Origin of the sequence: Amycolatopsis halotolerans, from assembly GCF_042647905.1 — a bacterium.
Taxonomy (GTDB): domain Bacteria; phylum Actinomycetota; class Actinomycetes; order Mycobacteriales; family Pseudonocardiaceae; genus Amycolatopsis; species Amycolatopsis halotolerans.
The window spans coordinates 337,598-362,528 of record NZ_JBHRWI010000004.1 but is presented as its reverse complement, the minus strand read 5'-3'; the positions used below and the strand labels follow the sequence as shown (position 1 = coordinate 362,528).

Here is a 24,931-nt window from a genome sequence, read left to right as displayed (position 1 = left end):
GCGTCAGGGGTCTGTCAGAACGAGGTCAGAAGGGTGTCACCGCTCGCCGCTAGTTTCGGGCCGATCCCAGAACCGGTCCCTGACTATCGGGAGTGCCCCCATGACGACAGCCGTCTCCGAACGCATGCAGCAGATCCGCGAGATCGTCTGCACGCACCTCGAGCTCGACGACGCCGAGCTCACCGAAACCAGCGACTTCGCCGACGACCACGAGGCGGACTCGCTGTCGCTGATGGACGTGCTGGCCGCGCTGGAGAAGAAGTTCGGCGTCACGATCGACCAGGCCCAGTTCGCCAGGATGACCAACCTGCGCGCGGTGTACGAGGTCGTGTCGGAATCCGCGAGCTGGTAGAGACCATGTCGACGAGCATCGGACGCCGGGTCGTCATCACCGGATGCGGCGTCGTGTCCAGCATCGGCATCGGGGTACGGGAGTTCACCTCCGCGCTGCGCGCCGGGCGCAGCAACGTCCGGCCGATCTCGGTGTTCGACACCACCGGGTTCGCCCACGACAACGGCTGCGAGGTCACCGACTTCGAGCCCGCCCAGTGGATCCGCACGCTCGACCCCGGCGACCTCGGCCGGGCGAGCCGGTTCTCCACCGCCGCCGCGCGCCTCGCCGTCGAGGATTCGGGGCTGCCGCTGGAAACCCTGCGCGCCGCGCGGACGCTCGTCTCGGTGGGCAGCACCGACGGCGAGGCGCACGAACTCGACGGCCTGGTGGGGCAGGAACTCTCCGCCGGGCTGGCCGGTCTCGACCCGCGACTGGTGCGCCGCACCTCCGCGGGCCGGCTCGCCACGTCGATCGCGCGCGAGCTGGAACTGACCGACGTCGAGACCGGGACCATCGCGACGGCGTGTTCGGCGGGCAACTACGCCATCGGCAACTCGCTCGACGCGATCCGGTGCGGGGACGCCGAGTTCGCCCTCTGCGGCGGCGCGGACGCGCTGTGCCGCAAGACGTTCACCTCGTTCTACCGGTTGCGCAGCATCGCCCCGGACTGCTGCCGTCCCTTCGACCGCAACCGGATGGGCATCCTCACTGGCGAGGGCGCGGGCATCCTGCTGCTGGAGAGCCTGGACTCCGCGCTCGCCCGCGGCGCCCGGATCTACGCGGAAGTGCTGGGGTACGGCATGTCCTGCGACGCGCACCATCCCGTCGCGCCGCATCAGGCCGGGATCGCCCGTTGCATGGAACTGGCGCTGGCCGACGCCGGGGTCAAGCCCGGCGAGATCGACCTGATCTCCGCGCACGGCACCGGCACCAAGGCCAACGACATGACCGAATCCGCCGCGATCCGCGACCTCTTCGGGCCTAAGCCGCCGCGGACCGTGTCGATGAAGTCCATGCTGGGGCACTCGATGGGCGCGGCGAGCGCACTGGCCGCGATCGGCTGTTCGATCGCGCTCACCGAGCAGTTCATCCCGCCCACCATCAACCATCGCGACACCGACCCGGACTGCCCGGTGGACTGCGTGCCCAACGAATCCGTCGACGCCGACCTCGACATCGTGCAGAACAACGGCTGGGCCTTCGGCGGCAACAACGCCGTGGTCCTGCTCGGCCGGTACGAGCGGCAGCCCCGAAAGGAGACCGCGCGGTGACCGCACCAGCCCGGCGCCGTCCGGTCATCTCGGCCTGGACGGCCATTTCCCCCTTCGGCTACGGCCGGGAGGCGTTCGCCGACGGCGTTCGCTCCCGGCGCGAGCCGACCGTTGACCGCGGTGCACAAGGTGATCCGGCGGCCGTCGTGCCCAGCTTCGACGTGCGCGAGATGTTCGGCCGCAAGAAGACCCGGGCGATGAACCGGGTCAGCGGGCTCACCGTGGCGGCGGCGCAGCAACTGCTCGCCGACATGGAACTGGATCCGGACGGGGACCGCGAGCACATCGGGTTCGTGCTCGGCACCACGACCGGCAGCGCGCAGAGCATGATGGACTTCACCCGCGCGTCGATCACCGGCGAGCAGCCCGACCACGTCGAGCCCGCCGCCGTTCCCGGCACGGTGATGAACTGCGCGGCCGGGCAGGCCGCGATCTGGCACGGGCTCAAGGGCCCCAACGCGACGATCGCCGCTGGTCGCACCACTGGGTTGCAGGCGCTGAACTACGCCCGCCGGTTGCTGATGACCGAGCGTGCGGCGCAGGTGCTGTGCGGTGCCGCCGAGGAGCATTCAGATGCGCGGTCTTGGCTTGAACACCACCGGCGCGGCGGGGCGGCGACGCTCGGCGAAGGCTGTGCGATGTTCCTGCTGGAACCGGCGGATTCGGCCGATCCGCGCAACGTGCTGGCGACGTTGACTGGCATCGACTCGCGGATCTGCCTCGACGGGGATCTCGCCGGAACCTTGCACGCCACCGTGTCCTCGCTGCTGAAACGGTCTGGCGTCGCGGCAGAACGGGTGTGGGCGGCGATTGGCAGCGGCTTCCCCGCTGGGTCGGATCGCCCTGAGGACGCGACGCTGCGGCAGTTGTTCGGCGACGAAGTGACGGACCGCGTGCCACCGGTGGATCTCATCGGCGACACCTCGGCGGCGACGGCGCTGTTCGGCTTGGCGTCGGTGCTCAGCATCGCTGACGGCGCTGACCACGGCGAGCAGGACCACATCGTCGTCACCGCCTGCGACGACGACGGTTCGGTGGCCTGCGCGCTGCTGCAGCTCGGCGGTGCGCGATGAGCAAAACCGCGCTCGTGACCGGCGGCTCTCGAGGGATCGGCCGGGCAGTCGTGCTCCGCCTCGCCCAGGACGGGTTCGACGTCGCCTTTTGCTATCACAGCAACCAAACCGCGACGGACGTCCTCGTCAAGGAAGTCCTTGACCTGGGCGTCCGGGTCGAGGCCAGCCAGGTCGACGTCGCCGACGGCGAGGCGGTCACGGCGTGGGTGGAGCGCACGGCCGACGGGTTCGGCGCGCCGGACGCGCTGGTCACGTCGGCGGGGATCACCCGGGACGGTTCGCTCGCGCTGATGTCCGAGCCGGACTGGTCGAGTGTCCTGCGCACGAACCTCGACGGCGTCTTCCACGCGTGCCGTCCCGCCGTGTTCCGGATGATCAAACGCCGCGCCGGAAGCGTGGTGACGCTGTCCTCGGTGTCCGGCGTGCACGGCAATCCGACGCAGACCAACTACTCCGCGGCCAAGAGCGGCGTGCTCGGTTTCACGAAGGCGCTGGCCAAGGAGGTCGGCCGGTACGGGGTGCGCGTCAACTCCGTCGCGCCGGGCCTGATCGAGACCGACATGCTCGGCAAGCTGAGCGACGCGACCCGCGAGAAAATGCTGAAGGCTGTTCCGCTGCGCCGCTTCGGCAGGCCGGAAGAGGTCGCGGACCTGGTGTCTTTCCTGGTTTCCGAACGCGCCTCCTACGTCACCGGCAGCGTTTTCGAGGTCGACGGCGGCTTCGTCGTCTAACCGGTCCTCCCCCGCGGCAGCGCAGGCAGCGCGTGCCGCGTCCTACCCGTGCGCTGGCGAAAGGACGTCATGAGCGCCGACAACGGTTTCATCCCGCGGCTCAAGACCGCGGTTCTGGGCTCGGCCGAGCGCCCGCTGGTGTTCGTCGGCAACTTCGAGGTCGAGGAGCAGTGGGCGGTCGACGAGCAGGGGCTGCCCAGGGTGTCCGCCCCGGGCGGTATGGCGGTCGTGAACAGCATGGACGAGTTCGCATTGCTGCTGGGCGGAAAGCGGGACCACGTGGTGCTCAAGCACGCGCCCGATCCCGGTTACCGCGGCTATCTGGAAGGGCTCGGCCTCGACCTGCCGCAGATCCACGTCATCACGGACCCGGACCCGGCGCGCACGGTCAGCCAGGACGCCCTGCACGATCCGTGGCTGATCGCCGCGCTTTCCGCGCTGCGCACCGACGAAGCGCATCTGCTCGCGCACGGCGTCTCGGCGGTGGAGGAAGAACTGTCCACCGCGACCGGGTTGCCGCTGGCCGCGCCCGACGCGGCTCGGTGCAAGGCGGTGAACAGCAAGATCTACAGCCGGCGCATCGCGACGCAGCTCGGATTGCGGCAGCCGAATGGGTGGGCGTGCGACACGCTCGACCTACTCGACGAGGCCGTCGCCGAGGCGGCCTCGGTGCTCGCCACCGGACGGCGGGTCGTCGTCAAGGAGGCGTTCGGGGTGTCCGGCAAGGGGATCTCGGTGGTCTCCGACGAACGCAGGCTCGACCGGTTGCGCCGGATGATCTCCGCGACCGCGCGACGCAAGGGCCGGGACCGGATCGCGTTCGTCGTCGAGGAGTGGGTCGACAAGCGCGCCGACCTCAACTACCAGTTCACCGTGAGCCGAGACGGTTCGGTGCACTTCGACTTCGTCAAGGAGCTCATCACCGAGCACGGCGTCCACAAAGGACACCGGATCCCGCCTCGGCTGGACGAGAAGCAGATCGAGATCATCCGGTCCGCGGCGCAGGCGCTCGGCGGGCGGCTCGCCGCCGACGGCTACTACGGCGTCGTGGGGGTGGACGCGATCGTCGAACCGGACGGCGGCGTCTTCCCGGTGCTGGAAATCAACGCCCGCAACAACATGTCCACCTATCAGGTGCCGATCCAGGAACGCTTCGTCACCGCGGGCGAGACCGCGATGGCCCGGCACTACTCGCTGCGGCTCGGCGCCAGCGTCGGCTTCGACCGGGTCCGCGACGTGCTCGGCGACCTGCTGTTCGACGGCGCGGGCAGCGGCCTGCTGGTGAACAACTTCGCCACCGTCAACGCCGGTGCGCAGACCGCGGACGGAGCCCCGTTCGCCGGCCGCCTCTACGGCGTGCTCATCGGGGATTCGGTCGCCGAGGTCGACCGGATCGACGCGCGAATCGAACGCGCGCTGGCCGTCCTGCAGCAGGACTGAGCACCCGTTTTCCGCCCAGCCGAAGACTAAGGAAGTTCTGTGACCGAAACCGCCACCGTTCCGGAGTTCGCCGTCGTGTCCGGAGCTCAGGTGCACCAAGTGCTCGACGGCGCCGAGAAACAGCTCGTCGAACTGATCGAAGCGACCTACCGGCTGCACGGGCAGCAGGCGACCGTGAACCCGCCCTCCTACTTCCTCCGGTTCCCGGACCGGCCGTCCGCGCGCATCATCGCGCTGCCCGCCTCGGTCGGCGGGGAGGTCGCGGTGGACGGCGTCAAGTGGATCTCCAGCTTCCCGGAGAACGTCCGCACCGGGCTGCCGCGCGCGTCGGCCGTGCTGATCCTCAACGACCAGGCGACCGGCTATCCGCTGGCCTGCATGGAAAGCTCGATCATCAGCGCCAGCCGCACCGCGGCGTCGGCGGCGCTGGCGGCCGACTGGCTCAGCCGGCGCGGCGAACGACCCCGGAGGCTCGGGTTCGTCGGCACCGGGCTCATCGCGCGGTACGTGCACCGGTTCCTGATCGGCACCGGCTGGGACTTCGACGAGACCGCGGTCTTCGACCTCTCCGCCGAACACGCCGCCGGTTTCCGGGGCTACCTGGAGAGCACCGGCGCGAGCGGGATCGCGGTGCGCGGGAGCGCGGAGGAACTGATCCGCGGCAGCGACCTGATCGTGTTCGCCACCGTCGCCGGTGAACCGCACGTGCACGATCCGGCCTGGTTCGGCCACAACCCGCTGGTGCTGAACGTTTCCCTGCGCGACCTGTCCACCGAGGTGATCCTCGCGTCGGCCAACGTGGTCGACGACGTCGAGCATTGCCTGAAGGCCAACACCTCGGTGCACCTGGCCGAACAGGTCACCGGCGGACGCGACTTCCTCGACGGCACCCTCTTCGACGTGATGTCCGGGGCACTCGCCCTGGACGCCGGCCGGCCGCTGGTGTTCTCGCCGTTCGGACTCGGCGTGCTCGACCTCGCGGTCGGCAAGCACGTCCTGGACGAACTGCGCCGCCGGGGCGAACTGCACGAGGTCGGCGACTTCTTCTTCGAACTCGACCGCTACGGCAAGCGCTGAGCCGATGCCGATCATCACCAGTCCGCACGAGTTCAACGTCGGCGACCTGTTCGTCGACCTGAACGGGTGTACAGGGCGATCGCTCTACCTCAAATGCGAGGGCTTCAACTTCGCCGGTTCGATCAAGATCAAGGCCGCGACCGAGATGATCGACGCCGCCGAACTGGACGGCACGCTGCGGCCCGGCGCGACCCTCGTGGAGAGCTCGTCGGGCAACCTCGGGGTGGCGCTCAGCCTGGTCGCCACCAGCCGCGGCTACCGGTTCATCTGCGTCACCGACTCACGCTGCACCCTCGGCGCCCGGCAGCTCATGCAGACGCTCGGCGCCGAGGTGCACGTGATCACCGAGCCGCATCCGAAAGACGGGCTGCTCGGCGCACGGATCGCGCACGTGCGGCGGCTGTGCGCCGAGGGCGACGACCGGGTGTGGCTCAACCAGTACGCGAACGCGGGCAACTGGCAGGCGCACTACCGCACCACCGGCCCGCAGATCGCGAACTCGTTCCCCGACGCCGACGTCGCGTTCATCGGGGCGGGCACGACCGGCACGCTGATGGGATGCGCGCGGTACCTGCGCGAACACTGTCCAGGCATGCGCGTGGTGGCCATCGACACCGTCGGTTCGGTGACCTTCGGGACCCCGGCCGCCCCGCGGATGATCCCCGGTCTCGGCACCGGGGTCCGGCCCGCGCTGCTCGACGAGTCCTATGTGGACGATGTGGTGCACGTGCCGGAACTCGCCACCGTGCGCATGTGCCGCCGTCTCGTCCGGGCGGGGTTCCTGTTCGGCGGCTCGACCGGCACCGTCGTCGCCGGGGCGCTGAACTGGCTCGACCGGCACGCGCACGGCGAGAACCTCACCGCGGTGGCGGTCTCCCCCGATCTCGGCGACCGCTACCTCGACACGGTCTACCACGACCAGTGGGTGGCCGACCTCTACGGAGACGCGGCGCTCGCCCCGCCCGCCGCGCTCGGGAGCTAGTACCACTCGAAATCGAGGTGCCACGCCCAGTGTGCGCACGATCACGAGGAGCCATCCTTAGACCGTCCGGCTTGCCGCCTGCGCGGCGGGAGGCCTGAAGCGGCCCAAGGAGTGCGGCAATTGCGAACGCTACCTCTGCTCCGTCTCGCGCGCTGGTGTGCCGGACACCCCGGCCCGGTCCTGTGCGCGTGGCTGCTGTTCCTGGTCGCGGCGGCGAGCGAGGGTTTCGCCGCCGCGACCGGCGGCTCCGCCCAGCCCGGATTCCCGCCCGCCGGTTCCGTCCTCGCCGTCGGCGGCCCGCTCACCGCGTTGCTGCTGGTGCTGGTGCTGGGATCGCTGCGGCTGGCCGCGATCGCGTTCGGCTATCTCGCGACGGTCGGCGTCAGCGCGCTCGGGGTGCTGCTGACGGCGGCCGAAGGAACGGGCTCGTTCGGCAGCTGGAACCTCGTTCTCCTGCCGGGCATCACGAGCGCGGCCAACCACCTGCTGTTCGCGGTCCGCAGGCAGCAGGAGATGCCGCCGGGCAAGCACACCGTCTCAGACACCGCACAGATCGTCGCCTCAACGGCCGGACGGACCGCGCTCGTCACCGGGCTCGCGATGCTGACCGCGATGACCGGGCTGTATCTCACCGGCGAGCCGCAGGTCATGCGACTGGCGGCGGCCGTGGTCCTGGTGATCCTCGTGGAAGCCGCCGCCGCGCTGACGCTGCTCCCCGTGTTGCTGACCCGGACCACGCTTCCCGTGCGGCGGTCCTTCCAGTGGCACTGGCTGCCCCGGTTCGTTGCCCGCCTGCCAGCAACCTGGCGTTACCGCAGCGCAGCTGGGCTCATCGGCGCGCTGGTGTGCACCGCCGCGGCACTCGGCTACGTCGTCTACCGCTACCTCGAATCGCCGACGCTGCCGCCGTTGCCGTTGGCGCTGCTGATCGGATTGACTTCGCTGGCGGTGATCACGGCTTTCCGACCGGTGGTGATCACGCTGACGACCGCGGCGCTTTCGGTGCTGTCCGCGCTTTTCGCGCTGACCATGCTCACCTGCATGGACCCGCCGACCCCGACGTGGCTGCCCGTGGCGCTGGTGGCCGTGCTCGCCGCGCCCACGACTGACATGCACGTGTGCCTGCTGCACCACTTCCGCGTCGAAGCGCTGACTGGGATGTCGCCACAGCATGTGCTCGCCGAAGGACTGCGTCGCGGCACCGTGGCGATCTCCAGTGCGAGCGTGGTGTCGATCGGGATCTTCAGCGCTCTCGGGATCGCTGGCACCGGCGCACTGAGCGAGTTCGGCTGGGCAGCCGCCGCGGCGCTGGCGATGGACGTGCTGGTGATCCGGTTGGTGCTGCTGCCCTTGCTGCTCTCGCTAGCCGGCCCGGTCCGCTGGTGGCGGCGGACCGGGCCGGGGGCTGCGCGAAGGTGAGGCGGCGGTGCGTGCTTTGTCCGTGAGGGGAACCCTGAGGGAATCAGAGTCCCTCAGGGTTCCCCTCACGGACGCGAGCAAGCGGTGATAGGTCCGGCAGCAGCCGCCTCGCCCCGGGCAGCACCGCCTTAAGACCCGAGCGTCGGGATCACCCGGTGGTCGGGTGCCCGGTGAGGTCGAGGAAGGCTTCGTCGAGGGTCGGCCGGCGCAGCGCGAAATCCGCCAGCGCGACGCCGCGTTCGTGCAACGCGTTCGCCGCCGCCGCGATCCCGCCGCTCTCGTCGAGCAGTTCGAGGGAGATGCTGCACCGGCGTTCGTCGACGACCGGGACGCCCACCGCGACCGGCGTCAGCGCCGCCACTGCGTCCGCGAGGCCTTCGGGGTGCGCGACGGCGACTTCCAGCCGTTCCCGGCCGACCTTGCGCTTGAGCTCGTCCGCGGTTCCTTCCGCGACGCTCCGGCCCTTGTCGATGACCACGATCCGGTCGGCGAGGTAGTCGGCTTCCTCGAGGTATTGCGTGGTGAGCAGGACCGTGACGCCTTCGCCGACCAGCTCACGGACCATCGTCCACAAGCCCATCCGGCTCGCCGGGTCGAGCCCCGTGGTCGGTTCGTCGAGGAACAGCACCGAGGGCCGCGCCACGAGGCAGGTCGCGAGGTCCAGCCGGCGACGCATCCCGCCGGAGTAGGTGCCGACCGCGCGGTCCGCCGCCTCGACCAGGTTGAACCGCTCCAGCAGTTCTCCCGCGCGGGCGCGCGCGCCTCGACGGCCGAGGTGCAGAAGACGGCCGAGCAGCACGAGGTTTTGCCTGCCGGTCAGCAGTTCGTCGACGGCCGCGTACTGGCCCGCGAGCGCGATGTGCCGCTGGACCTGCTTGCGTTCCGCCACGATGTCGTGCCCGGCGACCAGCGCGCGGCCGCCGTCCGGCGGAAGCAGGGTCGCGAGCATCCGGACGGTCGTGGTTTTGCCCGCGCCGTTGGGGCCGAGCAAGCCCAGGACCGTGCCGGGCGGGACGGCGAGGTCGACGCCGGCGAGCGCTTCGTGGTCGCCGTAGCGCTTGCGGAGCCCTTCGGCTTCGATCGCGAGTTCTCCGTGTGCCATGTCAGCCTGCTTCCCGGATGTTCTCGGGCGACAGATCGGTCCAGCGGCCCGAAATGTGCGCGAGGGCTTCTTCGCGGCTGCTCTCGCCGAGCGAGACCCGCCAGCCTCGCGGGACTTCCGCGAACGAAGGCCAGAGACTGTACTGCTGTGCGTCGTTGACCAGGACCAGGAAAGCGCCGTTCTGGTCGTCAAACGGGTTTGTCATCGCGTACTCCGGATCGGTTAGGCGAGGCGGTAACGGCGGAAGCTCAGCAGGGTCGCCGCGGCGAACAGCACGACCAGCGTCACCGCGACGACGATGCCGGGATGCTGCGCGGGGAACGAATCGTCCGCGGGCACCGGCACGCCCCACAGCTGGCGGCACAGCGTGGTGACGGAGCTGACCGGGTTCCATTCGGCGATCGGCCGGACCCACGACGGGAGCTGGCTGACCGCCATGAAAGCGTTGGACAGGAAGGAAAGCCCGAGCGTCAGCACCGCGCCGACGCCGTCGATCGATTCGGGATTGCCCATCGTGAGCCCCAGCAGCACGCCGACCCAGATCATCACGTAGAGGAAGAGCGCGAGCACGGCCAACCCGGCGAGCAGCGCGGGGAACCCGGCGTGCACGCGGCCGCCGACCGCCAGCCCGATCCCGGCGACGATCGCCAGCGCGATGAAGCCGACCAGCGCGTCGCCGATGGTGTGGCCGAACAGCACGGCGGGACGGGAGATCGGCAGGGAGCGGAATCGGTCGGTCAGGCCGCCTTTGAGGTCCATCGCCACCGCGATCGCGGTCGGCGCGACCCCGGCGAGGCCGACCTGCATGAGTGCGGCCGGGAAGAGGAACTCCGGGTAGCTGCCGCCGCCTTCGACGCTCACCGCGCCCTTGAAGACGTACCCGATGGCCAGCATGGTGATCAGGGAGTTCAGGGTGATCGCGAGCAGTCGGCCGGGCACTTGGCGCAGGTGGATCAGCCGCCGGCCGGCCAGGGCGAACGTTTCGACGAACGCCGCTGCCCGCGGCGGATTCGCCGGGGTAGTCATCGTGGTCACTGCGACTCCTCGCTTCCGGTGCTCAGCGTTTCCGCCACCGCGGTGCCGACCTCCGCCTGCGGTCGCGGGTCCATCAGGTATTCGTGGCCGCAGTCGATCCGGTGCGTCCGCACCGGTCCTGCCACGTGCGGCACCCAGCGGCCCGCTCGTTCGGCCACCTCGGCGTCGGTCACTCCCTCGGCGGCGACGAACAACTCGACCGCGCCGGTGAACCTCGTCGGGCGGTACTGGTGGGCCAAGGCAGCGTTGTTGTCCATCACGGCGAGGACGCGGGTCATGCGTTCCTCGCCGATGTCGGCCAGTCTGCTGTCTCCGTTTCGCAGCACGGCGATGACGTCGGCCGGGGTCAGCTCGGCACCGGCGTCGGTGTCGTGGAAGCCCACGTGCTCCAGGAAATCGACGAGCAGCTCGTGCCGGGTCGGTGCGGTTTCGGAGCCGTCCTGCGGGTAGCTGTCCAAGATGGACAGTGAGCCGACCGTTTCGCCTTCGGACTCAAGGCGTACGGCCAGTTCGAAGGCCAGCAGACCGCCGTAAGACCAGCCGAGCAGGTGGTACGGGCCGTGGGGCTGGATTCGGCGGAGGTGTTTCAGGTAGTCCTCGGCGACCTGTTCGACGGACTCCGGGAACTGTTCTGTGCCGCTGATTCCGGGTGATTGGAGGCCGTAGATCGGACGGTCCGGCAGATGGGCCGCCAAGCCGAGGTACGGCAGGCTCAGGCCGAGTCCGGCGTGCAGGCAGAACAGCGGCGGTTTCGCCCCGGTCGGACGGATCGGCAGGAGCGGCGCGAAGGGGTCCGGCAGGTCTGCCAGGTCGGGTTCGGCTCGTTCGGCTAGTGCAGCCAGGCGTTCGATGCTGCCGTGGGTCAGGACGTCGGCCACCGTCAGCCGGAGTCCGGCTCGTCTGGCCAGCGCGACCAGGCGGACGGACTGCAGGCTGTTGCCGCCCTGTTCGAAGAACCCGGCCTGGACGTCAACGTCGGCGACACCGAGGGTTTCAGCGAAAGCTGCGCGCAGCAGTTCGACGGTTTCCCCTGTGTCTTGGCCGGTCTGCGCGGTAGGCGCGGGCAATGCGGCGCGGTCCAGGGATCCGTCCGGGGCGACGGGGATGGTGTCCAGCTCGGCGAACGCGGTCGGGATCAGGTAATCGGGGAGTTCGGCGGCGAGCGCCTCCCGCAGGGCGAGCGGGTCGACACCGCGTTCCCATTGCGGGACAACGTAGGCGATCAAGTCGTCCTCGGCGACGACGGCGGCCGCGGCGACCGAGGGCTGGCGGTGCAGGGCCGCTTCGATCTGCCCGAGCGGGATCGCGAAGCCGCGTACCTGGGCCTCGCGAATCACTTCCACGGTTCCGTCCAGGCGGACGCGGGCGGGGACGCCGGTGGGTGCGCCAGCCAAGTACAGCTCTCCTCGGCCGCCGCGAGGCACTGATTGCCGACTCTCGTCGAGGACGTCGGCACGGCTGTGCGCGAACGAGCGTCCGTTGACCAGCGAGAGCCAGCCAGACGCCGCGGTGCCCTCGCAGTTGAGTGCGCCGTCGAGAAATGCTTCGCCGAAGTTCAGCACCCGAGTGCCCGGTCGCAGCGCCAGCATTTTCGCGATGCTCGGAGTCAGGACCACGACGCTCGGGTCCACCGACGACGCGAGTTCCGCGATCTCGGCGGCGGGAGCGACAGTCACCACCGCGCCGACGTGCAATGCGGCCAGCACGACCGGCAGCGCGAACTCGGTGTCCGGTGCCAGGACGCGGTCGCTGGCCGTGAGCGGCAATTCGGCCAGCAGGGCGGCGATTGTCGCGGCCAGGGCGTCTCGGCTGAACACCGCTTCTCCGCGATAGGCCAGCTCCGCCCCGGACAGCGACACCTCGAGGTCGGTGTCGGCGAATCCGGACACATCCGCCGGGACTGTGCAGCGAGACAACCCGCTCGGCGTCCAGGCCGCGCCAAGGGCGAGAACGGCGAAGATCGCTGCCCAGCGGTCGCGGCCCGGCGGCAGGTCGACGGTTACCGTCTCCCCCGGACCCGCGCCCTGCGCCTGCAAAGCCCGGGCCAGTCGGTTGGCTTGCTCGCGCAGGCCGATGTCCCCCGGCACCAGCAAGTCATCGGGAACCTCGGGAGCCGACCCGGCTGAGGTGGCCCGCTCGGCGACCGTGCGCAGGTCGATCCGGCTCAACGGCTGGCCGGGATCTTCGGCGGCGGCCGTCAGCAGGAGCGTCAGCCGGTCGACGAGCAACTGCGCGGTGTCCGCGGTGAACGCGTCGGCGTTGTACTCGAGCGTGCCTTCCAGACCGCGTTCTCCCTTGTGCTGGCCCAACTGGAAAGTCAGGTCGAACTTGAACTTCTTGTGCGTCGGGGCGAGCAGTTCGGGCCGCGCGGTCAGGCTGCCGAGACTGACTTCGGACGGCGGCACGTCGTAGAAGGACAGCAGCACCCCGAACAACGGCTGCCGCGACATCGAACGGGCCGGTTGCGTCGCCTCCAGCAGTCGTTCGAAGGGCAGGTCCTGGTGGGCGTAGGCGGCGAGGTCGGCGTCGCGGACCCGCGCGACCAGGTCGGCGAAGTGCGGGTCGCCGCTGGTGTCGGTGCGCAGGACGAGCGTGTTGACGAAGAAGCCGACGAGGTCGTGCACGGCTTCGTCCGGACGTCCGGCGACCAGGCTCCCGAGCGGGATGTCGGTTCCCGCGCCGAGCCGGGTGAGCAGCGTGGCCAGCGCGGCCTGGACGACCATGAACAGGCTCGCCCCTTGCTCGTGCGCGAGCCGCGCGAGCCCGCGGTGCACGGTGGACGGCACCTCGAACTCGATGGTTCCGCCGTGGTAGCCCGCTGAGGCACGGCGCGGCAGGTCGACCGGCAGCGCCAGTTCGCCCGGCATCCCGGCGAGCGCTTCCCGCCAGTGCTTCAGCAGGCGGGCGGATTCGCCGTCCTTGGTGTCGTCCAGGAGGGAGTGCTGCCAGACCGAGTAGTCCGCGTACTGGGCGGGCAGCTCTGTCCACTCCGGACTCTTTCCGGACCGCCGCGCCTCGTAGGCGGTAGCGAGGTCGCGGGCGAGCACGTCGACGGACCAGGCGTCTCCGGCGATGTGGTGGAGCACCAGCAGGAGGACGTGGTCGCCGTTCTCGGATGGGCCGAAGAGCTTGCTGCGCAACGGAAGGTCGGTCGCCAGATCGAATCCGCGGCCGACTTCCTCTTCCAGGGTCGCAGTGAGGTCCGCGGGCATCGGCGCGGTGCGCAGGGGCTCCCCTGCGTCGAGAACGCGCTGGTACGGCACGCCGTCGGTGTCGGGGAAGACAGTGCGCAGGATTTCGTGGCGTGCGGTCAGATCGTCGACGGCCGCCGCGAGTGCCGAGCGGTCCAGCTCTCCGGAAAGCCGCACGGCGAGCGGGATGGTGTAGCCGCCGTGTTCGCCTTCGAGCCGGTTGAGGAACCACATCCGCTGCTGGGCGTACGACTGCGGCAGCGGATCGGGACGGTCCAGTTTCCGGAACGCCGCGCGAGCCTGTCCTGCCGACGCGAGCCGTCCAGCCAGTGCGGCGACGGTGCGGGCTTCGAACAGGTCCCGCAGCGGCAGTTCGACGTCCAGTTCCGACCGGATCCGGCTGACCAGCGCGGTGGCCAGCAGGGAATGGCCGCCGAGTTCGAAGAAGTCGTCGTCGATTCCGGCCTCGGGCAGGCCCAGCACCTCCGCGTAGAGCCGGGTCAGCTGTTCCTCGACCGGGGTGCGGGGGCCGCGTTTCTCCTGTCCGGTCAGGTTTTCCGGCGCGGGCAGGGCTTTGCGGTCGACCTTGCCGTGTGCGGTCAGCGGGAGCCGGTCGAGTACGACGATCGCGCTTGGCACCATGTACGCGGGCAGCAGCTCGGCCAGCTGAGCCTGCAGATCCTCTGGGCGGGCGGTTCCCGCGACGTAGCCGACCAGGTGCCGGTTGGCCGCGTCGGAGCCCTGCACGACGACGACCGCGTCGGTGACGGAGTCCTGGGCGAGCAGACCGGCTTCGATCTCGCCGAGTTCGATGCGGTGGCCGCGGATCTTGACCTGGAAGTCCCGGCGTTCCACGAACTCCAGCGCGCCATCGGCCCGGCACACCACGCGGTCGCCCGTCCGGTACATCCGGGTGCCCGGCTCGCCGAACGGGTCGGCCACGAACACGGAGCCCGTCTTGACCGGGTCACCGACATAGCCGCGGCCGACGACCAAGCCGCCGACGTACAGTTCGCCGGCCGCGCCTGGCGGAACCGGCCGCAGCTCGTCGCCGAGCACGTACAGCCGGGTGTTCCGCACCGGGAGCCCGATCGGCACCCGCAGACCCCGCGCATCGTCCACACTGGACAGAACGGCGTGGGTCACGTCGTCCGAGCACTCGGTCGGACCGTAGGCGTTCACCATCGGGATGTTCGGGAAGTACTCGAACCACCGCACGCACAGATCCGGCGGCAAGGCCTCGCCGGTCACCACCAGCCAGCGCAACCCGTCCAGCTCAGGCGGGCTGCCCGCATCCCAGAAGTCCAATGCCGCGCGCAGCAACGAGGGCACGACTTCCAGCACGGACATGCCCAAACCGAAGAGCGCGTCTGGATCCGCTGCCGTCTCCCGGCTCACTGCGCGGACTTGCGCGCCGACCATCAGCGGGGCCAGCATCTGCCACACCGACACGTCGAAGGTCAGCGGGGCGTTCTGCACCAGCACATCCGACGGTCTCAACGACAGGTCCTCCACCTTGGCGAGCAGGTGGTTGACCATCCCGAGGCGAGTAACCATCGCGCCCTTGGGACGGCCGGTGGAGCCGGAAGTGAAGATGAGGTACGCGACATCGTCGTCAGCACCGACCACCGGAGCCAGCTCGGTGTCGACGACGCCGTCCAGTTCGATGACGTCCACCGGCAGGCTGGCCGCGAGCTCCCGGAACTCCGGTGCTGCGATCACGCACGCCGCGCCGCTGTCCTCGACCAAGCCTCGCAGCCGAGCGAGCGGCACCGTCGGATCCAACGGCACATAGGCACCGCCTGCGCCCAGGACACCGAGAACCGCCGAAATAAAGCCAATACCGGGACCGGCGAGCACGCCCGCCACGCGCCCCGGCGGCAAGCGCCGAGACAGCGCCGAAGCCAACCCCACCAGTTCCGCATAACTCACGGCACCGGAGTCATCGACCACCGCCAGAGCGTCCGCGGCCTGTGCACGCACCCGCTCGACGACGCCCGCACCGACCGGTCCGGACGCGCCCAGCAGGAAGGTCTCCGAGAGTTCGGCCACCACGTCGATCCGGCCGAGCAGGCGGTCCGGGTCGCCGAGCACCGTGTCGAGCAGCGCCTGGAACTGCTGCGCCAGTCCGCGGACACGGTCGTCGCCGAATGCCTCGCGGAGGTAGTCGAAGCGGAAGACGAGGGAGCCGCGCGGCTCCACGACGAGGCTGAGCGGGTAGTGCCGTGAATCGAGCGTCACCGCGTCGACCACGCGGACGTCCTCGCCGAGTTTCACCAGCGGGCCGCCGTCGCCGGCGGGGACGTTCTCGAACACCACCGCGGTGTCGAAGAGTTCTCCGCTGTCCGGGATGGCTCCGCTCAGCTGGGCCTGTCCGATGTGCTGGTAGGACACCATTGAGGCTTGCTGATGCCCCAGTTCGGCGAGCAGTTCGCGGACCGGGCGAGCCGGGTCCAGACGAGCCCGCACCGGGACGGTGTTCACGAACATGCCGACCATCGTTTCGACGCCGGGCAGTTCCGCGGGACGTCCGGAGGCCACTGCGCCGAAGACCACGTCCTGCTGTCCGGCCAGCCTGCCGACCAGAATCGCCCAGCACGCTTGCACAATCGTGCTGACCGTCAGCTCGTGTTCCCGCGCCCACGCATAGAGATTCGCAGTGTCGCTTTCGGACAGTACTAACTCGACGGTCGCGGGCAGGTTCGCGGCGGCGGGCAGGTCTGGTGCTACGCGGGTCGGTCCGGGCAGGCCGTCGAGCAGGTCCTGCCAGGCTTTCCGTCCGGCTTCCTGATCTTGGCGGGACAGCCAGGCGAGGTAGTCGCGCATCTGCGGCACCGCGGGCAGTTCAGCCTTCGCGCCGCGCGCGTAGAGCTGCGCCAGCTCGTCGATGAGGATGGGCACCGACCAGCCGTCCGTGGCGATGTGGTGCGCGCTCCACAGGAACCGGTAGCGCTCAGCGGCGATCCGGATCAGGGTGAAGCGGACCAGTGGCGGGCGGGCGAGGTCGAAACGGCGCAACCGGTCTTCCTCGACCAATCGCTGCAGCTCCGCCACGCGACGGTCCTCCGGCAGCACGGTCAGGTCGATCTCGGTCCACGGCAGCTCGACCGATTCGGCGACCAGCTGCACCGGCTCCCCGTTGCGGCGTCGCCGGAAGTATCCGCGCAGGGCGGTGTGCCGGGTCAGCAGCGTGGCGCAGGCGTCCCGGACCGCGGCGGTGTCGAGCGGTCCTTCGAGGTCCGCGATTGCTTGCACGGCATAGAAATCCACGCCTTCGGCGTCCAGTTCGGCGTGGAAGAGCATGCCCTGTTGCAACGGGGCGAGCGGAAGCACTTCCTCGACCGAGCCGACCCGCAGCTCGTCCAGTTCTCCCGGCTCGAGTTCGACCAAGACGACGGATTCAAGCGCAACCTCGTCCCCCGCCGGGACCGCGTTCTCCGCGATCGCCGCCGGAGTGCGGGCTTCCAGCAGGTCGCGCGGGGTGATGATCAGCCCGGCCTTGCGCGCGCGGCTGACCACCTGGATCGAGCTGACGCTGTCTCCGCCGAGAGCGAAGAAGTTGTCGTCGATGTAGACCTTCGGCACGGTCAGCACTTCGGCCAGGACGTCGCACAGGATGGCCTCGACGGCGTTGCGCGGAGCCCGGCCGACTGCCTCGGCGGCGAAATCGGGCTCTGGCAACGCGTCCCGGTCGACCTTGCCGTGCACGGTCAACGGCATCGCGTCGAGCACGACCATCGCGGGCGGCACCAGGTAGTCCGGCAGCCGCTGCTGCAGTTCGCTTCGCACCGAAGGGATGTCAACCGGCTCGGTCCCGACCAGGTACGCGGCCAGCCGTTTGGTCCCGGCGTCGTCGGTGCGCACCACCACGACCGCGTCCGCGATCTCGGGCAGTTCGCGCAGGGTGGCTTCGATCTCGCCGAGTTCGATGCGGTGGCCGCGGATCTTGACCTGGAAGTCGCGGCGCTCGATGAACTCCAGCGCACCGTCGTCCCGGCGCACCACGCGGTCGCCGGTCCGGTACATCCGGGTGCCCGGCTCCCCGAACGGATCCGCGACGAACACCGAACCTGTCTTGGCCGGATCGCCCACGTAACCGCGTCCGACCACCAGACCGCCGATGTACAGTTCGCCAGCGGCACCCGCCGGGACCGGGCGCAGCTCGTCGCTCAGCACGTACAGCCGGGTGTTCCGCACCGGGAGACCGATCGGCGTCCGCACCCCGCGCACATCGTCCACGCTGGACAGAACCGCGTGCGTCACGTCGTCCGAGCACTCGGTCGGCCCGTAGGCGTTCACGAGCGGGATTTCCGGGAAATACCCGAACCACCGCACGCACAGGTCCGGCGGCAACGCCTCGCCGGTCACCACCAGCCAGCGCAATCCGGCCAGCTCCGGCGGGCCACCGGCGTCCCAGAAGTCCAACGCGGCCCGCAGCAACGACGGCACCACTTCCAGCACCGACATCCCCAAGCCGAACAGCGTCTCCGGGTCCGCCGCGATCTGTCGGCCCACCACGCGGACCTGACCGCCGACCACCAGCGGCGCGAGCATCTGCCACACCGACACGTCGAACGTCAGCGGCGCGTTCTGCACCACCACGTCGGACGCGCCCAGCCCGAGGTCCGCCACCTTCGCTAGCAGGTGGTTCATCATCCCGAGCCGGGAAACCATCGCGCCCTTGGGACGGCCGGTCGACCCCGACGTGAAGATCACGTACGCCACGTCATCGTCCGCACCCACCACCGGTGCCAGCTCGGCATCAACCGTGCCGTCCAGCTCCACGACGTCCACCGGCAGCTCCGCCGCGACGTCTCGAAACTCCGGTGCGGCGACCACGCAAGCCGCACTGCTGTCCGCCACCAAGTCGCGCAACCGCGCCAACGGCAGCGTCGGATCCAGCGGCACGTAAGCACCGCCCGCGCCCAACACGCCGAGAACCGCTGAGATGAAGCCGCTCCCCGGGCCAGCGAGCACGCCAACCACGCGCCCCACCGGCAACCGCCGCGACAACGCCGAGGCCATCCTGACCAGGTCCGCATAGCTCACCGATCCGGCAGCGTCGACCACCGCGACCGCATCCGGAGCCTGCGCGCGCACTCGCTCCACCACGCCCGCGCCGACCGGGCCACTAGCGCCCAGTCCGGCCGCGAGCAGTTCCTCGCGCTCCTGCGCATCGGCGACGTCGATGCGCGCGAGCGGCGCGTCCGGATCGGCGCGCGCGAAGCGGTCCAGGAACCCGGCGAACCGGTGCAGGTGAGTGTCCACTCCGGGCTCGTCGTAGAGGTCGGGATTCCCGTTGAGGTGCAGTTCGATCCCGCCGCCGGGCTCGTCGAGGACCGTGATGGACAGGTCGTTGGTGATCCCGGTGGACAGGTTCCGCACCCGGGTCACGCAGTCGCCGAGCCGCAGGCCGGGATCCGCGGGCAGCACGTTGACGAACGGACCGCCGAACGGCCGCCGTTCGTCGCTTCGCACGCCGATGTCGCGCCGGATCTGGTTGACGTGGTACCGCTGGTGTTTGAGCGTGCGGGCGAGTTCCCGCGAGGCCTGCTTCAGCAGCAGCTGCGGAGTCATCGCGGGCGTGACCTGCATTTTCAACGGCAGGTAGTTCGCCATCATCCCCGGAATCGTCCGCGTCCGGACACCCGCGCGGGCGGCCACCGGGACGGTCAGCATCAGGTCTTGGATGCCGGAAAGGCGTTCGGTGTAGGCGGCCATCGCGGCGAGCAGGAAGGTCGGCAGGGTCACCCCGGCCTGCGCCACTGCCTTCCGCGCAGCTGCGGCGGAATCGGCGGGCAGGGCGAGCGTGCGGCGAAGGAAGCCTCGAGCGGGTGCGGGTTCCTTGCCGGACAAGCTGATCAAGTCCGGGACGGTGCGGAAGTGGCTGCTCCAGAACTCGCGGTCCCGCCCGAGGTGCGTCGAGGTCTGGTAGGCGAGTTCGGATTCCAGCAGGTCCCGGAACGGCGGCAGCGGACGGCCCGCGGGCTCCGCGCCGGTCAGCACGGCCGTGTACAGCTCGCCCATCCGCCGGTGGCAGATCGCGGCGCTGAACCCGTCGCCGACCAGGTGGTGGGTGGTGAGATACCAGAATCGCCGACACGGGCCGAGCGTGAGCAGCGCGGCGCGGAACAGCGGGAAATCAGTGACGGAGAACGGCCGGGCCAGGTCCTCGTGCATCCACGCGAGCGCGGCCGCCTCGGGGTCCGCTTCGCCGGACAGGTCCAGGAAGCGCACCGGCAATTCGGTCAACGGCTCGACGATCTGGCGCGGCTCGCCGTCGACCTCGAAGAAGCGCGCGCGGAAGCATTCGGCCTCGTCGGTGAGCAGGCGGAACGCCTCGATGAACGCCGCCGTGTCGAGGTCGCCGGAGATGTCCAGGTAGTCGGCCATCGCGTAGGCAAGGCCGCCCCCGGACAGCTGCTCGTCGAACCAGACGTCGGTCTGGGCCGTGGACAGGGGCAGGCTGGTCTCGACAGCAGTCATCGCGGCACCTCGGAAAGTCGGTCGGTGGTCTGCTCGGGCACCCGGCCGAGCGCGTCGGCGGCCCAGTGGTCCCGGTAGACCGTGTCCAGGTAGTGGTCGCCCAGATCCGGGGAGATGGCCACGGCGGTCAGGTCGCGGTCCTCGCGGGCGAGCCAGGACAGCGCGCCGGCGACGACGGTGCCGGTCGAGCCGCCGAACAGGAAGCCGTGCCGCACCAGCGTCCGGCACATCTCGACGGTTTCGGTCTCCTCGACGTGCACCACGTCGTCCACTAAGGACTCGTCGAGCAGCGCCGGGCGGATCGCGGAGCCCAGCCCGGGGATCTGCCTCGGCCCGGGCGGGCCGCCGAAGCTCACCGAGCCGACGCTGTCCACCGCGACCACGCGGATCGACCGGCGCGCCTCGCGCAGGTAGCGGGCGCAGCCCATCAGCGTCCCGGCCGTGCCGGTGCCGACGAACAGCACGTCGAGGCCGGGGAACATGCGCAGGATCTCCGGGCCGGTGGTCCGGTAGTGCGCGGTCCAGTTGCCCGGGTTGGTGTGCTGGTCGAGCCAGACGTAGTCCGCGTGCTCCGCGCAGAGGCTCTCCACCAGCCGCTGCCGCGCGCCGACCAGGCCTTCCACCGGGTGCGGCTCGGTCAGCACGTGGACCTCGGCGCCGTAGTTCTGCATCAGCTGCCGCGCGGACAGCGTGCAGTGGTCGTCGGTAACGCAGATGAACCGGTATCCCCGGCTGGCCGCGACCATCGCGAGCGCGACGCCGATGTTCCCGGACGAGCTTTCGACGATCGTGGCACCGGGGCGCAGCTGGCCGTCCCGCTCGGCGCGTTCGACGATCTCGAGCGCCGCCTTGAGCTTGATCGACCCGGCGAAGTTGAAGCCCTCGCATTTGACGAACAGGTCGCGGCCGACGAACCGGCGCAGGTCGACATAGAGATCCGGGACGGTGAACTCCTGAGGGGCGGATATCACCCGCACGGCAAACCTCCGGTGCCCAAGGGGCGGTTCAGCGCCGGGAACGACTCGCCGCGGCCGACTTTGCCGGCGAGCAGCCCGGTGAAGACGATGAGTTTCTGGATGTTCGCGGTGCCTTCCATGAACTCGACGCCGCGCGCGTCGCGAACCAGCTTGTCCAGCACGGGATGCGTCCAGCGCGCGCTCGGCCCGAAGAACCGGCAGGCGGCTCTGGTCGCGTCTTCGGCGAGCCGGCTCGCCTCGGCTTTCGCGGACGAGGCGAGGTGCCCGCCGCGGCTGCCCCCGGCGTCGACCTCCATCGCCGCGAGGTGAACAAGGTTCCGGACGCTCTCGATCCGGTAGCCCAGCTGGTCCCATTCGCCCGCCGCGCCGCCGGTGAGCAGGCCGCCCTCGGCGCGGACGTACTCGTGCGCGGCCCGCGCGATGCCGACGGCGATGGCGGCGACGCCGGGGCGGAGCCGGTTGAACGTCAGCGTGGCGGCCCACATCCCGCGCCGGGTCGGGGAAAGGTGCTGGCCCAGCACCCGGTTCGCGGGGACGCGTACTCCGTCGAACTCCAGGGCGCAGAACCGGGCGCCGCGCAAGCCGAGCATGCCCAGCGGTTCGGCGTGGAAGCCGGGGGAAGCGGTGTCCAGGAGGACCGCGCGCACGCCGAGCGGGCCGGGCGCGGTGCGGGCGAAGACCACGCCCATGCCTGCGCGGGAAGCGTTGCCGACGTAGCGTTTCCGGCCGTTGAGGACGAAGTCGCCGTCTGGGCCGGGCGTCAGGCTGGTGGTCAGCGCGTTCGCGTCGGAGCCCACGTCCGGTTCGGTGAGCGCGAAGAAGGTCCACGTTGGACGGTCGACGAGCCTGCCGTAGAACCAGGCTTTCTGTTCGGCGTCCCCGAGTACGTCGATCAGGACGCCGGACATCGACGCGCCCGGCGCGGCGAGCGTCGCGCCCGCGTCGCCCCGGGCGAACTCCTCCAGCAGCACCGTCCGTTCCAGTGCGGTCATCCCGTTGAACCGGTGCCCGGCGACCCTGATACCTTCCGCGCCGTACTCCGCCGGGACCAGCAGTTGCGCCATACAGCGCGCCGCGGGCAGATCAGCGAGCTCGGCAGTGGCCTCGGGATCGCGGTCGAGCACAGCTCCGGCGGCGCGGAGATCGGTCGCCCATTCCGCGGCGAGATCCCGTAGCGCCAGCAAGGGTTCGGTCAGTACCGTGCCCGTCACGTCGTCCCCATTTCGTGCAAGCTCGCGAGCAGCTCCGAGACGTCGGCGACCTCGCCCGGCTCGCCAGCCAGGAATCCCTTCGCTCCCAGCAGGCCGAGCAGCTTCCTGTCCACATCGGACAGACACTGATGCAGATACCGCACTCGCGCGGGAGCCGCGCTCCCGTCCGCCAGCAGATCCGCTTCCACCGCCAGCTGCCCGTTGAGCGCGGTCGCGAGGCAGTCCTGGATCATCTGCTTGCGCAGCAACGACTCCTCACCGGAACGCCGCTCGCCCAGGTACTGAAGACACTCGTCGAGCAGCCACTGCGAAAGCCCCAGCCGCACCCACAACAGCTCCGGCCCCGCGGGCGCGTCCGGCAGGCCCCGGGCGAACGCGACAGCGCCGCCGGGAAGGTCGGCTTGCCGCAAGATCTCCGTCCCGGCGGGCAGTTCTCCCGCCGGGGCCGCCGCGATCGCGCCCGTCCGCCGCGTCGTCCGCAGCAGTTTGAGTGCGGGCGCGACGCCCTGTTCCCGGGCGACGCGCCGGTACTCCTGCCACGGCACCGGGTCAGGCACGGATTTCCGCGATGACGAACGCGGCGAGCGAACGCACCGATTCGAAGTGCTGCATCTCCAGGTTCTCGGTGTCGAACTCGATGCCGAACGTGTCCTCGAGCTGCATCAGCAGTTCCAGCACGCCGGTCGAGTCGAGGCCGGCGTCGGACAGCCGGGTGTCCGCGGACAGGTCGGCGACGTCCCGTTCGAGCACCGCGCCCAGCGCGCCGGTGATGCCCTCGACGATCCGGTCCTCGGTCAGGGTCTGCGCGGTCTCAGTCATGACTCTCCTTCTTTTACACGGGGTTCAGCGCGCCGTCGGAGCGAATCCGCGGGCGTCGCGGCGGGCTTGGCCGCGGGAGATCCGCAGCGGATCCCAGTCGTGGCCGCGTTCGGGCAGCAGGGCGCGGTCGGCGAAGACCGCGCCGTCGTACGCTTCGGCCAGCACCGGCCGGTCGAGGATCGCTTCGGCGCACTGCGCACCGCCGACCGCGGCGCCGACGACTCCCCCGCCATGGATGTCCTGTCCGGCGACGAACAGTCCTTCGACGTCGGTGCGCACGTCCGGCCGCCGCCCGTGCGGGCCCCAGGACTGCAGTCCGTACGCGGCTCCGCCGGTGGCGAGGGTGTAGCGCTCTTGCGTGAGCGGGGTGGCCGATTCGAGGTAGACGATGCGGTCCCGGAACGGGCCGAGCACCTCTTCGGCGCGGTCGAGCAGGCAGGCGGCCAGTTTCTCTTTGGCCGCGCGGTATTCGGCGACGCGCCGGTAGCGGAGCCCGGACGCTGGCCCGTCGGCTACGCCCCACTGCTCGTAGCCGGGCGGGCACGCGGTCATGATCTGGAGGTTCGTGTAGCCGGGCGGGCAGACGGCGGGGTTGCCGGGATCCTTGTGCGAGGCGGACGAGATGAACACAAAAGGCAGCTCGTCGAACTGGCCCGATTCCGTTCGGGCGTAAGCACTCTCGACGTCGCCGCTCGGCCAGTACCAGATGTTGGCTTCGGACGCTTCGACCAACTCGGTGTCCACCACCGCGTAACTGGTCACCAACGGCAGCCGCATGACCGCGTCTTCAGTGCGCCGGACGATGCCTTCGGGGAGGTTTTCCCGGCCACCGCACAACTCAAGCACCGTGCGCCGATAGTCCGCGTTCGACACCACCAGCGGCGCGCGCAGCACGTCTCCGTCGGCCAGCTCGACACCGACCGCGCGTCCGTGCTCGATGAGGATCCGGGCGGCGCGCGCTTTGGTGCGCAGCTGGCCGCCGTGCGTTTCGAGCTGCTCCACCAGCGCGGCGGCCAGCATCTGGCCGCCGCCCTCGGGGTAGTACGCGCCGCCAGTCAGGTAGTCGTCGAGCATGCGGATGTGCGCGGCGACAACGGTATTCGCTGGCGACGACGCATAGTTTCCGGACTGCGCGGCCAGCACCGTACGCACGGCCGCCGACAGTCCACAATGGTCAAAAAGGCGGCTCAGGCTGCGTCGGCTCCAGCGTACGACAGCGGCCGAGTTGCCCAGCACCGGCCGAGCGCTCGCCGAATACCGGGCCGCCGCGGCGATCTCGCCGCAGATCGCGAGGTACTCCTGAAGCCCAGCGGCCTCCGCCGGAAAGGTCTCCAGCAGCCGGTCCCCGTACTTGGACCAGCCTTCCGGGACGTCGAAGCGCAGGCCCGGCAGCACGATCCGGTCGAAGCCGTCCGGGTCGAGCCGGCGGAACCGCACCCGGTCGCCGACGCCGAGCCCGGCCAGCAGCGACGGGAGCAGCCCGCCGGGCCCGCAGTCGCCGAGGTAGTGCACGCCGATGTCGAACTCGTAGGAGCGCCGCCGCCGGAACATATGGCAGTTGCCGCCCGCCACGTCGTGCTGCTCCAGCACCAGCACCCGGCGGCCGAAGGCGGCGAGGTACCCGGCGCAGACGAGGCCGCCGATCCCGGACCCGATCACGATCGCGTCCCAGGAGGAGCTTCCCGCCTCGTTCGGACTCATGCCGCTGACGCTACGGCGGGGCGGTGACCCCGGGCTGACCGCGCGCTGACAGCTGGGGGCAGTCAGCGGCAGGCGGTCGCCC

At 70.2% G+C, this 24,931-nt stretch carries 17 protein-coding genes; 8 read left to right on the top strand and 9 right to left on the bottom strand.

Going from position 1 to position 24,931, the window contains the following annotated elements; all coding sequences use genetic code 11:
* Positions 1–100: 100 nt before the first annotated feature.
* The 8 genes from ACFORO_RS04245 to ACFORO_RS04210 all read left to right on the top strand — a co-directional run bounded on the left by ACFORO_RS04245 (position 101) and on the right by ACFORO_RS04210 (position 8,327).
* The gene (locus ACFORO_RS04245) at positions 101–352 is read left to right on the top strand and encodes an acyl carrier protein (protein ID WP_037812007.1); all 252 of its coding nucleotides are present in this window, start codon (positions 101–103) and stop codon (positions 350–352) included.
* 5 nt (positions 353–357) lie between these two features.
* Positions 358–1,605, top strand: a complete 1,248-nt coding sequence (locus tag ACFORO_RS04240) for a beta-ketoacyl-[acyl-carrier-protein] synthase family protein (RefSeq protein ID WP_354741233.1) — start codon at positions 358–360, stop codon at positions 1,603–1,605.
* Positions 1,602–2,678 (top strand): beta-ketoacyl synthase N-terminal-like domain-containing protein, encoded by a 1,077-nt coding sequence (locus tag ACFORO_RS04235; protein ID WP_377869574.1) that lies wholly within the window; start codon positions 1,602–1,604, stop codon positions 2,676–2,678. The genes ACFORO_RS04240 and ACFORO_RS04235 overlap by 4 nt, the downstream gene beginning before the upstream one ends.
* Positions 2,675–3,409: a beta-ketoacyl-ACP reductase gene (locus tag ACFORO_RS04230; protein WP_377869573.1), complete on the top strand. Its 735-nt coding sequence runs from the start codon at positions 2,675–2,677 to the stop codon at positions 3,407–3,409. Before ACFORO_RS04235 ends, ACFORO_RS04230 begins: the two co-directional genes overlap by 4 nt.
* A gap of 69 nt (positions 3,410–3,478) precedes the next feature.
* Positions 3,479–4,849 carry a preATP grasp domain-containing protein gene (locus ACFORO_RS04225; RefSeq protein WP_377869572.1) on the top strand — a complete coding sequence of 457 codons (1,371 nt, stop codon included), beginning with the start codon at positions 3,479–3,481 and terminating at the stop codon, positions 4,847–4,849.
* A gap of 39 nt (positions 4,850–4,888) precedes the next feature.
* A complete protein-coding gene (gene sbnB, locus ACFORO_RS04220; protein WP_377869571.1) occupies positions 4,889–5,926 on the top strand; it encodes a 2,3-diaminopropionate biosynthesis protein SbnB in 1,038 nt (345 codons plus the stop codon).
* Positions 5,927–5,930: 4 nt separating this feature from the next.
* On the top strand, positions 5,931–6,908 hold the full coding sequence (sbnA, locus tag ACFORO_RS04215; RefSeq protein ID WP_377869570.1) for a 2,3-diaminopropionate biosynthesis protein SbnA: 978 nt from the start codon (positions 5,931–5,933) through the stop codon (positions 6,906–6,908).
* 120 nt (positions 6,909–7,028) lie between these two features.
* The gene (locus ACFORO_RS04210) at positions 7,029–8,327 is read left to right on the top strand and encodes an MMPL family transporter (RefSeq protein ID WP_377869569.1); all 1,299 of its coding nucleotides are present in this window, start codon (positions 7,029–7,031) and stop codon (positions 8,325–8,327) included.
* 148 nt (positions 8,328–8,475) lie between these two features.
* Here the strand turns inward: ACFORO_RS04210 and ACFORO_RS04205 are convergent, their stop codons facing one another.
* From ACFORO_RS04205 to ACFORO_RS04165, 9 genes are read right to left on the bottom strand one after another with little or no spacing between them, the layout of a single operon-like run.
* Positions 8,476–9,429, bottom strand: a complete 954-nt coding sequence (locus tag ACFORO_RS04205; RefSeq protein WP_377869568.1) for an ATP-binding cassette domain-containing protein — start codon at positions 9,427–9,429, stop codon at positions 8,476–8,478.
* A gap of 1 nt (position 9,430) precedes the next feature.
* Positions 9,431–9,634, bottom strand: coding sequence for an MbtH family protein (locus tag ACFORO_RS04200; RefSeq protein WP_354741248.1), 204 nt, complete (start codon positions 9,632–9,634; stop codon positions 9,431–9,433).
* Between the two features lie 17 nt (positions 9,635–9,651).
* On the bottom strand, positions 9,652–10,455 hold the full coding sequence (locus ACFORO_RS04195; protein WP_377869643.1) for an ABC transporter permease: 804 nt from the start codon (positions 10,453–10,455) through the stop codon (positions 9,652–9,654).
* A 5-nt stretch (positions 10,456–10,460) separates the two neighbouring features.
* Positions 10,461–20,141, bottom strand: coding sequence for an amino acid adenylation domain-containing protein (locus tag ACFORO_RS04190; RefSeq protein WP_377869567.1), 9,681 nt, complete (start codon positions 20,139–20,141; stop codon positions 10,461–10,463).
* Positions 20,138–21,118 carry a 2,3-diaminopropionate biosynthesis protein SbnA gene (gene sbnA, locus ACFORO_RS04185; protein WP_377869566.1) on the bottom strand — a complete coding sequence of 327 codons (981 nt, stop codon included), beginning with the start codon at positions 21,116–21,118 and terminating at the stop codon, positions 20,138–20,140. Before sbnA (ACFORO_RS04185) ends, ACFORO_RS04190 begins: the two co-directional genes overlap by 4 nt.
* The gene (locus ACFORO_RS04180; RefSeq protein ID WP_377869565.1) at positions 21,109–22,329 is read right to left on the bottom strand and encodes an acyl-CoA dehydrogenase family protein; all 1,221 of its coding nucleotides are present in this window, start codon (positions 22,327–22,329) and stop codon (positions 21,109–21,111) included. Before ACFORO_RS04180 ends, sbnA (ACFORO_RS04185) begins: the two co-directional genes overlap by 10 nt.
* Positions 22,326–22,886 carry a DUF2786 domain-containing protein gene (locus ACFORO_RS04175; RefSeq protein ID WP_377869564.1) on the bottom strand — a complete coding sequence of 187 codons (561 nt, stop codon included), beginning with the start codon at positions 22,884–22,886 and terminating at the stop codon, positions 22,326–22,328. Before ACFORO_RS04175 ends, ACFORO_RS04180 begins: the two co-directional genes overlap by 4 nt.
* On the bottom strand, positions 22,879–23,148 hold the full coding sequence (locus ACFORO_RS04170) for an acyl carrier protein (protein WP_344269413.1): 270 nt from the start codon (positions 23,146–23,148) through the stop codon (positions 22,879–22,881). The genes ACFORO_RS04175 and ACFORO_RS04170 overlap by 8 nt, the downstream gene beginning before the upstream one ends.
* Positions 23,149–23,172: 24 nt before the next feature.
* The gene (locus ACFORO_RS04165) at positions 23,173–24,849 is read right to left on the bottom strand and encodes a phytoene desaturase family protein (RefSeq protein ID WP_377869563.1); all 1,677 of its coding nucleotides are present in this window, start codon (positions 24,847–24,849) and stop codon (positions 23,173–23,175) included.
* Positions 24,850–24,931: the final 82 nt, after the last annotated feature.

Bases quoted from the DNA above. Each gene is read 5' to 3' on its own strand.
- ACFORO_RS04245 (WP_037812007.1), top strand. From the start codon at position 101: ATGACGACAGCCGTCTCCGAACGCATGCAGCAGATCCGCGAGATCGTC.
- ACFORO_RS04240 (WP_354741233.1), top strand. From the start codon at position 358: ATGTCGACGAGCATCGGACGCCGGGTCGTCATCACCGGATGCGGCGTC.
- ACFORO_RS04230 (WP_377869573.1), top strand. From the start codon at position 2,675: ATGAGCAAAACCGCGCTCGTGACCGGCGGCTCTCGAGGGATCGGCCGG.
- ACFORO_RS04225 (WP_377869572.1), top strand. From the start codon at position 3,479: ATGAGCGCCGACAACGGTTTCATCCCGCGGCTCAAGACCGCGGTTCTG.
- sbnA (WP_377869570.1), top strand. From the start codon at position 5,931: ATGCCGATCATCACCAGTCCGCACGAGTTCAACGTCGGCGACCTGTTC.
- ACFORO_RS04205 (WP_377869568.1), bottom strand. From the start codon at position 9,429: ATGGCACACGGAGAACTCGCGATCGAAGCCGAAGGGCTCCGCAAGCGC.
- ACFORO_RS04200 (WP_354741248.1), bottom strand. From the start codon at position 9,634: ATGACAAACCCGTTTGACGACCAGAACGGCGCTTTCCTGGTCCTGGTC.
- ACFORO_RS04195 (WP_377869643.1), bottom strand. From the start codon at position 10,455: ATGACTACCCCGGCGAATCCGCCGCGGGCAGCGGCGTTCGTCGAAACG.
- ACFORO_RS04190 (WP_377869567.1), bottom strand. From the start codon at position 20,141: ATGACTGCTGTCGAGACCAGCCTGCCCCTGTCCACGGCCCAGACCGAC.
- ACFORO_RS04170 (WP_344269413.1), bottom strand. From the start codon at position 23,148: ATGACTGAGACCGCGCAGACCCTGACCGAGGACCGGATCGTCGAGGGC.
- ACFORO_RS04165 (WP_377869563.1), bottom strand. From the start codon at position 24,849: ATGAGTCCGAACGAGGCGGGAAGCTCCTCCTGGGACGCGATCGTGATC.